This window comes from Luteimonas suaedae, from assembly GCF_008312895.1.
Classification (GTDB): Bacteria; Pseudomonadota; Gammaproteobacteria; order Xanthomonadales; family Xanthomonadaceae; genus Luteimonas; species Luteimonas suaedae.
This window is the reverse complement of sequence record NZ_VSSP01000027.1, coordinates 1-9,328: the sequence shown is the minus strand read 5'-3', so window position 1 is coordinate 9,328 and position 9,328 is coordinate 1. Positions and strand designations below refer to the sequence as shown.

Here is a 9,328-nt window from a genome sequence, read left to right as displayed (position 1 = left end):
CAGCCCGTCTCGTCCTCGTCGTGCGTACGCGGCTGTGCCAGCTGCGACAGGAACATCATGTGGTCGTGCAGCTTCTTCAGCCGGAACTGGCTGTCCTCCGGCAGAAAATAGCCCTTCGATTTCATCTCCTCGGATTCATACTTCGACATTGTCGCCTCCTCAATCCATGAAGTGCCCGCCCACCGAATGGCGGACGGGAAGTCGGGAGGTTAGAAACCGCAGACAGACGGCGGGCGTATTTCCCCAAAGGGTCTTGTATTAGCCGCCCTCCCGACGCAGGCATCGCGTCGGTTCATGCCCGCAGCAGCACGGGCACAAAAAACCCACCGGTTTGTCGGAGGTGGGGACCGCTGTCTGAGGAGTTTCTACGCTCCTTGGAATCGAGTCTGCTACGGCTCAAACCCCACGTCAAGGGTGTCGCGGAACGTAATTTCACCCCGCTATTCGTAAGCGAACCCGCACTCAAGGTATCCCCACGTTTTCATGCCTGCAGCACCATCTGATCGAGCGTTGCAGGCGGCAGTGATCGCAGACGATCGAGCCATCTGGAGACAGGCTCCATCGGCCAGCACCGACTTTGGCCCCGCGGCCCACGCGCAGCGTCGAGCCCAGTTTCCGCGTCGAGCTTCGGGATGAAACTCAAGGCGCATTACTTGAGCAAGGTGCGCACGTGAGCTGAAACCTCACTGGCAGGAATAGTCTTGACCCTGCCCGAGCGTACTTCTTCGAGTCGCCGGAATGCTTCAGCCGCCCATGCATCGCGAACGTCAGGACCCGTAAGCCGGTCAAGACTCTCAACCAGACGATCTGCCAAAAGAGCCCGGGCGTCGCGCCGACACGTGCTCAAGCGGCGTGCAACTCTTGACGCAACACCTCACGCAACTTGGCAACCGTAAGCGGCTCTTCGCCGCTCTTGGCGCGCTCTACTGCGTCCTTGAGCGCAGCGTTGATCATGGTTTGGTAGCCGGTCCCTAGAGAATCCGCATGCCGACGAAAATACTCAAGTACCTCGTTGTCGAGCATGATGGTGATGCGCGTCTTTCCAGGAGAAGGAACGACGGCGCCGCGCTTGCCGCGACTGAAATCGTATTCTTTACGCATAGTAGTGCTCCGCCTCGCCAGGACTTGCTTTGCGCGCGGAGATGATCCTGATCCGATTGCCGCGCGGGGTGTGAACGACCACGAGAATTCTGCCCAACGCGTCCATGCCGAGTGTCACGAACGCTGCTCTCCTTCAGAATCCGGATCTGCGGCAGTAATGGCATGTTCGTCGCGGAGACATTGCTCCGCATGAGCAAAGCTGACGCGGTGCTTGCGAAGGTTGGACTGTGCCTTGTCCGGGTCGAACTCGATCTCCATGTCGCGAGTATGCATAAAATATGCATACAGGTCAACTGTGATCTTTTACCCGGGGCCTGACTCGCCTTCCATCCATTGCCCGCCGCTTGACCTGCCTCGCGTGTGCGATGTTCGGGTCAATCACGATGCGGGCCGGCATACCTAATCCCCCGCCTCTTTCTGGTGCCGGACAGCCAGGATGCTGACGCCATCGAGCCGGTACAGGGCGACGTAGCCGCTGTTTCCGAAGCCGATCAGCCATTCTCGAAATTCGATGGCCATCTCTTCGACCGGCCTCCCGATCCGCGGCTGGTGCGCCAGGATCCTGACCCCTGTGCGGATCTTCTTCACTACACGGCGAGCCGCGTCGGGATCGTTCAGGGCGAGGAAGCGGTAGAGCGGTTGAATGTCCGCGAGTGCCGGCGGCGTTCAGATCAGGTGTGGCACGAAGGCGGCTCCTCATCTTCACCTGCTTCCAGCTTCGCCAACCACGCATCGGCTTCTTCCAGCGTCAGATGCAGGCCGGTGCGTCGATATTCCTCCCATGCACGCAATGCATCCTGCTTGAACGCCTCGCGCTTTTCCTCGCGCTCGACGTACTGCGCGATGGCCTCGCGCATGATCCAGTGCGCCGACCGGCGGCGGGATTCGGCGAGATGCTGAACCCGGCTCTTCAGTGCATCATCGAGCTTGATCGAGGTCGCCAACGCCATGAGTAGCTCCTCTAACGGCCAGGTAATACCCTTCGCTACTAACTATAGTCCTCGCCTGTCCAGCTGCCCATGCCGAACCGTATCGGCCATATGGATCGCGACACTGTGCCCCCTTAACCGCCCGGCAGCAGCCGTACGCCATGAAGCCTCGCGGAGATCGTCGTGGTGTACAGCGCCTGGCATGCCGCGCGGCTTCGCGGGACTCCGGCCAAAGCGGGACTCGGTTCCGGGAATGCCCATCGGCTGTCCTCATCCGTAGGAGCGCGCCATGCGCGCGATACCGGCGTGGTAAGACGCACCGGCAGCAGGAACGTCGGGGAATGCAGTCGCCGCGATGGAAGGAGCGGCGATGCGGGATTGCAGGATGTGCGGCGCGGCGTGGTTCGGAGGCATCGCGCGCATGACGCGCTCCTACGAACGCAGGCTGCGCGGCTTCACCGCTTTTCGAATCGAAATGGAGAAGGCCTCGAACAGGCCGGACGGCGTTGGAGCCAAGTAGTGATGACGTATATACTATGTCATCACCGCAAGGACCCGTGAGGTCGCCCATGTCGAAGCAAGCTGTGTTCACGATGAAGCTGGAACCCGAGCTGCGGGACCAGTTCCTGGCCGAAGCCGAAGCGGCGCATCGTCCCGCCTCACAGGTGGTGCGGGAACTGATGCGCGAGTTCGTCCAGCGCCAGCGTCAGATGCGCGAGTACGACGAGTTCCTGCAGCACAAGGTCGAAGCGGCTCGGACTTCGATGCGTGCGGGTCGTGGCCGATCCAACGACAAGGTTGAAGCCAAGTTCGCCGCACGGCGCGCCAAGGCGGCGGACCAGGGGTGAGAGTGCACTGGACGCCGCAGGCCGAGCAAGACCGCGACGAGATCTGGAACCATATCGCGGCCGACAACCCGTCGGCCGCTGCGCGGATGGATCTGCTTTTCAGTGAGGCCGCCGCGAAGCTGGCCGAGTTTCCAATGCTCGGGCATGCCGGCAGGATCCTCGGCACCCGCGAGTTGATTCCGCATGAGAGCTACCGCCTGGTGTACGAGATCGTGATCGACGAGAACGCCGTATGGGTGCTGGCGCTGGTCCATACAGCGCGCCAGTGGCCCCCAGTGATGGATTGAGTGGGCGGAATCGCCTTGCGGCGATTCCGCCTACGCGCCTCAAGGGGTGCCGGTCGCGGTCACCGTGCAGGTCAGCTCCAGGGTGACGGTGCCGCCGTTGGGGAAGGTGGGGATCACCAGGCCCGCCGCCAGCTGCGCCGGCGTCGAAGCCGCGGGACAGGCCGCGCCTCCCGCTGCCGAACATGCCAGTGCCGTGCACTCCAGGCTGTCCTGCACACCGGGATCGGTCACGATCGCCTCGTCCGCGGCTTCCGGGCCATTGTTGGTCACCTCGATCGTGTAGACCACCTCGTCGCCCGGCGCCACGTCCTGCGGGGCCACGGTTTTCACGATGGAGAGATCGGCCGCGGGCTGCGCGGCGTTGGTGAAGAGGCAGCGGATGTCCGCCTCCGGTCGGACGTTCTCGGCCGGAACGGTGAGCGTGGGCGAGACGAAGCTGCCGATCACCGTCGGGTTACCGGTATTGCCTGCGTTCTCGTCGGTGCAGGTGGCCGATTCGAGATTCCAGCCCGCCGGCACGACTTCACTCAGGGTCATGGCCGAGCCCGGGCTCGGCGAGTAGTTCTCGGGCGTGGATACGGGCGTGTCCGGCGTCGTCGTCGTCAGCGTGACGCTGGGAACGGCGGTGCCGTCCGCCTCCACCACATTGGTCATGTCGATGGTGAAGCTGCCCGTGCCGCCTTCGCTGACCTTCGACACCGTCATGCAGGGCGGGCGGACGAGAAGCCTGTTGACGATGTAGTCCGCGCTCGGCACGCCGCTGGTCGTGATCGTGAGGGACGTGATCGTACCGGTCGTATTGAACCCGAAGAGGCCGTTCACCTGGGTACCCGTCGCGGGACCGCGGCGGAGGACACCGGATCCGTTGTGGGTGAAGTGGCCCGAAACAACCTCCAGCTGGCCCACCGTGGCGGTGCTGCCGCCGCCCAGGGTGATGGTGAACGTCGCGCCGACGGAGACGTCGGCGACGTCGCCGATGGCGAACCGGAACCATTCGCCCGGGATCGGCTGCGAGAAGTTCCAGCGGATCACGTAATCCCCGCCATTCTTGGACCAGGGGTTGCCGGGATTCCACCCGGTGGCGGGTGACCTGTCCGTGGTGCCCGTCGCGGGGAACGGCGCCATCGTGAACGAAAGCGCAGGCGTGACGAGGCGCGGCGCGCACGCGCCGGACACCGGCGGTTCCTCCATCGTGTCGGTGTCGGTGGCCTGGTTGTTGTCGAGGTTGGCGTCGGTCATGCCATCGGGCGGCGCCACCGTCGCGGTATTGACCAGGTCGGAGGTGTAGGTGCTCGGTATCGCGAGGCTCAGGATGTAGGTGACGGAAGCGCCGACCGGCAGGTCGGCGGTGGTATCGATCGCACCGGTGCCGCTCGCTGCGCCACAGACGCCGCCCCCGGTAGTATCGCCGCAAGTCCAGCTTCCGGTGCTGATGCCGGGCGGCAGCGGATCGCTGACCTGGGCGCCAATCACCGCGCTGGGACCGTTGTTGCTCACGACGATGGTGTAAGCGACGTCGAGACCCGGCCTGTAGGTGTCGCTGCCGTCGTCCTTGGTGATGGCGAGGTCGGCCTGCCCGGCCGCTACTTGCACCTGGTAGTCCTCCACCTCGCCCGAATCGGCCAGGCCGTCGAACCCCAGGCCGGCCTGATTGGCGATGCGGAAGCGCGCGTAGGTCGTGCCGACGGTCGCCGTGGCCGGCACGGCGATATCGAAGGTATTGGTGCCGGTCGCCACGGCCGTATCGACGAGCACCTGGTCGCCCGCCTGGGCGAAGCTGCCGTCGCCGGCCCAGTCGATCCAGCCCTGCAGCAGCGTGCCCGGGGCGACGTTGCCGGCCATGACCTCGATCTGCACGGTCGCGCCGACCGGAAGCGCCGGGACGGTCACGCCGTCCTCGTCGTCGGTGCCGGCGCTGTCGTCGCCGGTGGCGCCCACGTTCGGCTGGCCGTCGACCTCGAAGTCCGGCAGGTCGGCGCCGAGATACGGGCTGCCGGCGACGATCGCGTGCCGGGCGCCGTCGGCGGCGAGCAGGGTGGCGTAGCTGCCCGGCGCGTCGCCCCAGTCGTAGAAGCAGTTCGCCAACGCCGGGCCGCCGACGCGCGCAATGTCGCCGGGGCCGCCGTTGTAGAAACCCGTCGCCCTGTTCGGCGGGTCGTACTGGTCGAACTCCTTGTGGGCGATCACCGGATTGGCAAAGAACGGATCGTTGGCATGTCCCAGTTCGTCGAGGCCGCGATTCTCCACGAGATTCAACCGGCAGCTGTCCGCCTGCAGGCTGCCGTTGCGGGCGGAGAGATGGTTCGTGAAGGCCGTGCCGACGATCGCGTAGGGAGGGGTCAATACCCCGTCGAAGCCATTGTTCACGGCCGAGATGGGAACGTTGGCCACCGTGCCCGTGCTCGTGTTGACGACATAGAACTCCAGGCCGCCGTAACCGATGATTCCCAATCCGTTGGCGGCGAAGTCGATGTCCATCGCGATGCTCGGGGCCGCGCCGATCGCGATCGGAGTGCCGACGATCGAGCCCGTCGCCGGGTTGATCTCGATTACCTCGGCCGCAATGCAATCCAGCGCCCACAGGCGGCCCTGGCCGTCGAAGGCGGCACCCGAAAGATGGCGCCCGCTCAACCAGGATGCGCCTACGTAGGCGATCTCGGCGGTGCCGGTGTCGATCGAAACCAGCCTCGAGCGGTGGTTCGCCGAGCAAGAGGTGCCGGGATCCCAGGGAATGAAGCCCGCCGTGGACGCATCGTCGATCGCGAAGCCGAAGAGATTGCCCGACAGATCGGTCGCTAGGCCATCGACCGGTATCGGCCCATCGGTGACGTGACGCATGTAGGTACCGTCGCCGCCGATCTGGCTTTGCGTACCGGCCGTGTCGTTCCACAGGAACAGGCCCGTTCCGCCCCGTTCCGCATCGTTGGGCGTGCGCGTGCGCGAGAAATAGAACTCGTCCGCGAACGCCGGCCCGATGCCGAGCAGCACCGCCAATCCCACCAGCAGGATCGCAATGACATTCCGCCTGCCGCATTGGGCACCCGTCGTTGCGCGGCGATGGCTCGGGCGGCTCGCTACTTTCATGCTCATTGCTGCGTCAATCCCCTGCAAGGACATCGTCGTCCTTGCTGTGCGTTTCATTTCCAGTTTCCGCACTTGCTCACGCCTCGCGTGAGGCCTGCATCCCTGCTCCGGCAAGTGCTCCCTCTCGTTTTCATAATCCGCCCGCTCACAATCCCGTCGCGGTCACCGTGCAGGTCAGCTCCAGGGTGACCGCGCCACCAACGGGGAAGGTCGGGATCTCCAATCCGGTCGCCAGCTGCGCCGGCGTCGGCGCGCCGGGGCACACCGCGCCGGCGTCGGCCGCGCACGTCAGCGCGGTGCACTCCAGGCTGTCCGGCACGCCGGGGTCGGTCACCCGTGCCCCATCCGCGGGATCCGGGCCGTCGTTGGTGACTTGCAGCGTATAGACCACCGCTTCGCCCGACCTCACCTCCTCCGGCGTGACGGTTTTTACGATTCCCAGGTTGGCGCAAGGATCGCCGGCAAAGGAAAAGTTGTCTACGAAAAGCCCGGTATTGGCGGTTGCCGGAGCGGTGTTGTTGACGAACTGGACCGTCGCTTCCGTACCCGCCGCGATGAAGGTATGCCGATAGGTACTCCAGGTCACCGAAAACGATGGCGTATCAGGTATGCCAGTATTCCCGTTGCTGACCGCATCGGCAGCCGGTTGGAGCGTCGCAAGGGTGACGGGTGCCGCCCCGACGCCATTGCCCAGTTGGACGACGGCAATCGAATTCGCCGCCGACAGGCCGGAATAGTCCACCGAAAAGGTGTACTGCGCTCCCGGGACGAGGCCGGTGAATGTTTGCCGTATTGTTGCCGGCGCCGTGCCCCAGAGATCGATGCTTTGCAGTCCGTTACTGGCATTGTTGAAATGGCGCAGGATGTCGATGGTTCCGGCGGCGGTTTCCCAACCGCTGATCGGATTGGTCGTTGTCCGCCAGACCGCGTAGCCGTTCACGATTTGCGTGTTGTCGCCCGGGCCTTCCGGATCGGTCTGGATGTTCGGCGATTCGAAGGAGCCGTTGTCAGCGATGTTGCACACGCTCGGGTCGGGTCCGGGCGGAGACGTGAACTCGGTGTTGGTGTCGCTGGCCGTGTTGTTGGCGGGGTCGGCGTCGGTCATGCCGGCCGGCGGGTCCACCGTAGCCGTGTTGACGAGGTCTCCGCCGAAGCCGCTCGGGATCGTCATGGTCAGCGTGTAGGTGACCGAGGCGCCCGCCGGCAGGTCCGCCGTGGTGGCGATCGCGCCCGTGCCGTTCGCAGCGCCGCAGGCGCTGCCGCCGCCGTCGTCCGCGCAGGTCCAGCTTGCATCGCTGATGCCGTTCGGCAGCGGGTCGTTGATCTGGGCGCCCAGCACGGCCACCGGGCCATTGTTGGTCGCGACGATCTCGTAGACGACCGTGCCGCCGGGCGTATAAGCCGTCTGGCCATCGTCCTTGGTGATGGCGAGATCGGTCTCCCCGGCCGTCACTTCCACCTGATGGTCCTCCACTTCGCCCGAGCCGGCCAGGCCGACAAAGCCGAGACCAGCCTGATTGGCGATGCGGAATCGCGCATAGGTTGTCCCGACCGTCGCCGTGGCCGGCACGGCGATATCGAAGGTATTGATGCCGGACACCACGGCCGTATCGACGAGCACCTGGTCGCCCGCCTGGGCGAAGCTGCCGTCGCCGGCCCAGTCGATCCAGCCCTGCAGCAGCGTACCCGGTCCGACATTGCCCGCCGCGACCTCGATCTGCACGGTCGCACCGACCGATAGCGCCGGAACGACGGCGCCGTCCTCGTCGCCGGTGCCGATGCTGTCGTCACCGGTGGCACCCGCATTCGGCTGGCCGTCGATCTCGAAGTCCGGCAGGCTGGCACCGAGATATGGACTGTCGGCGACGATCGTGTGCCGGGCTCCGTTGCCGGCGAGGAGCGTGGCGTAGCTGTTCGGCGCATCGCCCCAGTCGTAGAAGCAGTCGTCAGGCAGCGCCGGGCCGCCCACGCGTGCCAGGTCGCCAGGGCCCGCATTGTGGTTCGTCACATTCGGCGGGTTGTACTTGTCGACGTCCTTGTGGGCGATCGACGGGTTGGCAAAGAACGGATCGTTGACGTGGCCCAGTTCATCGGTCCCGCGAATCTCCCCGATGTTCAATCGGCAGGCCTCGGCCTGCGGACTTCCGTTGCGCGCGGAGAGGTGATTGGTGAAGGCAACGCCCGGCACCATGTAAGGCGGCTGGAAAGTGCCGTCGAAACCGTTGTTCTGGGAATTGGTCGGAACATCCGCAACCCAACCGGTATCCGGATCGAAAGCACGGAACTGCAGGCCGCCATAGCCGATGATTCCGGTACCGTTGGCGGCGAAATCCAGGTCGAAGTCATACCCCGCCAGTCCCACCAGGTTGACCGGAACAGGAGCGCCGATGATGCCGCCGGTCGCCGGGCTTACCTGAAGGACACTGGCCGAGACGCAATCGTAGGCCCATAGACGCCCCTGCCCGTCAAAGGCTGCGCCGGTGATCTGGCGTCCGGAGAGCCAGGAGGTACCGACATATTCGATCTCGGCGGTCGCGGTGTTGATGGAAACCAGCGTGGAACGCTGGGTGGTAGTACATTGGTCGGCAAACTCGGTACTCCAGGGCAGGAAAGTACCCGCCGTCGAGATATCGTCGATGGCAAAGCCGTAGAGCGTGCCCGCCAGGTCAGTCGCGATAGCGTCCACCGTCATCCGCCCATTGATGGGATGGCGAAGAGGGGTGCCATCGCCACCGATCTGGCTTTGCGCGTTCGTGGCATCGTTCCATCGGAACAGGCCGGTTTCGCCATTGTCCGGGCCGCCACCCAGCGCACGCGTCCGCGTGAAATAGAACTCGTCCGCGAACGCCGGCGCGATCCCGAGCAGTACTGCAAGCCCCATCAGCAGGATTGCGACGACATGCCGCCTGCCGCACGGGGCATGCACAGTTGCTCGGTGGGGATTCAGGCGGTTTGTTGCTTTCATGCTCGTTTCTTCAATACGTGGCAACGGCATTTCCCGGAAGGAAAATGGACATCATCATCAATAGCTCCCCACAAAGTTGACGAACCAGCCCTTGTGGTCGTAGTCGAAGTCGGT

9 protein-coding genes and 3 pseudogenes are annotated in these 9,328 nt (G+C 64.6%); 2 read left to right on the top strand and 10 right to left on the bottom strand.

What is annotated here, in order from left to right:
- The 8 genes and pseudogenes from FXO19_RS19885 to FXO19_RS19355 form a co-directional block, all read right to left on the bottom strand.
- Positions 1 to 125 (bottom strand): XAC0095 family protein (locus FXO19_RS19885; protein WP_425481499.1); only part of this gene is annotated, 125 nt, incomplete at its 3' end.
- 356 nt (positions 126 to 481) lie between these two features.
- Positions 482 to 639, bottom strand: a pseudogene (locus FXO19_RS18845) (IS4 family transposase); the annotation flags it as partial.
- A 10-nt stretch (positions 640 to 649) separates the two neighbouring features.
- Positions 650 to 814: an addiction module protein gene (locus FXO19_RS18840; RefSeq protein ID WP_317133794.1), complete on the bottom strand. Its 165-nt coding sequence runs from the start codon at positions 812 to 814 to the stop codon at positions 650 to 652.
- Between the two features lie 29 nt (positions 815 to 843).
- Positions 844 to 1,122, bottom strand: a complete 279-nt coding sequence (locus FXO19_RS18835; protein ID WP_255516500.1) for a BrnA antitoxin family protein — start codon at positions 1,120 to 1,122, stop codon at positions 844 to 846.
- Positions 1,094 to 1,359: pseudogene (locus FXO19_RS19880) on the bottom strand (BrnT family toxin). The gene FXO19_RS18835 and the pseudogene FXO19_RS19880 overlap by 29 nt, the downstream one beginning before the upstream one ends.
- Positions 1,360 to 1,500: 141 nt before the next feature.
- A pseudogene (locus FXO19_RS18825) lies at positions 1,501 to 1,755 on the bottom strand (type II toxin-antitoxin system RelE/ParE family toxin); the annotation flags it as partial.
- Positions 1,756 to 1,772: 17 nt separating this feature from the next.
- Positions 1,773 to 2,051, bottom strand: coding sequence for a CopG family ribbon-helix-helix protein (locus tag FXO19_RS18820; protein WP_187775862.1), 279 nt, complete (start codon positions 2,049 to 2,051; stop codon positions 1,773 to 1,775).
- Positions 2,052 to 2,300: 249 nt separating this feature from the next.
- The gene (locus FXO19_RS19355) at positions 2,301 to 2,453 is read right to left on the bottom strand and encodes a hypothetical protein (RefSeq protein ID WP_187775861.1); all 153 of its coding nucleotides are present in this window, start codon (positions 2,451 to 2,453) and stop codon (positions 2,301 to 2,303) included.
- Positions 2,454 to 2,599: 146 nt separating this feature from the next.
- Between FXO19_RS19355 and FXO19_RS18815 the strand changes: the two genes are divergently transcribed.
- Both FXO19_RS18815 and FXO19_RS18810 read left to right on the top strand, forming a co-directional pair.
- A complete protein-coding gene (locus FXO19_RS18815) occupies positions 2,600 to 2,878 on the top strand; it encodes an antitoxin of toxin-antitoxin stability system (RefSeq protein WP_149196655.1) in 279 nt (92 codons plus the stop codon).
- A complete protein-coding gene (locus FXO19_RS18810) occupies positions 2,875 to 3,165 on the top strand; it encodes a type II toxin-antitoxin system RelE/ParE family toxin (RefSeq protein WP_149196654.1) in 291 nt (96 codons plus the stop codon). The genes FXO19_RS18815 and FXO19_RS18810 overlap by 4 nt, the downstream gene beginning before the upstream one ends.
- 39 nt (positions 3,166 to 3,204) lie before the next feature.
- Here the strand turns inward: FXO19_RS18810 and FXO19_RS18805 are convergent, their stop codons facing one another.
- Together FXO19_RS18805 and FXO19_RS18800 are read right to left on the bottom strand one after the other, a co-directional pair.
- Entirely contained in the window at positions 3,205 to 6,321 is a 3,117-nt protein-coding gene (locus FXO19_RS18805; RefSeq protein ID WP_149196653.1) for a DUF11 domain-containing protein, read from the bottom strand.
- Between the two features lie 73 nt (positions 6,322 to 6,394).
- Positions 6,395 to 9,214: a GEVED domain-containing protein gene (locus FXO19_RS18800; protein WP_187775860.1), complete on the bottom strand. Its 2,820-nt coding sequence runs from the start codon at positions 9,212 to 9,214 to the stop codon at positions 6,395 to 6,397.
- Between the last annotated feature and the right edge of the window lie 114 nt (positions 9,215 to 9,328).

Coding starts and splice junctions, on each gene's coding strand:
- FXO19_RS18820 (WP_187775862.1), bottom strand. CDS start 2,051: ATGGCGTTGGCGACCTCGATCAAGCTCGATGATGCACTGAAGAGCCGG.
- FXO19_RS19355 (WP_187775861.1), bottom strand. CDS start 2,453: ATGCGCGCGATGCCTCCGAACCACGCCGCGCCGCACATCCTGCAATCC.
- FXO19_RS18815 (WP_149196655.1), top strand. CDS start 2,600: ATGTCGAAGCAAGCTGTGTTCACGATGAAGCTGGAACCCGAGCTGCGG.
- FXO19_RS18800 (WP_187775860.1), bottom strand. CDS start 9,214: ATGAAAGCAACAAACCGCCTGAATCCCCACCGAGCAACTGTGCATGCC.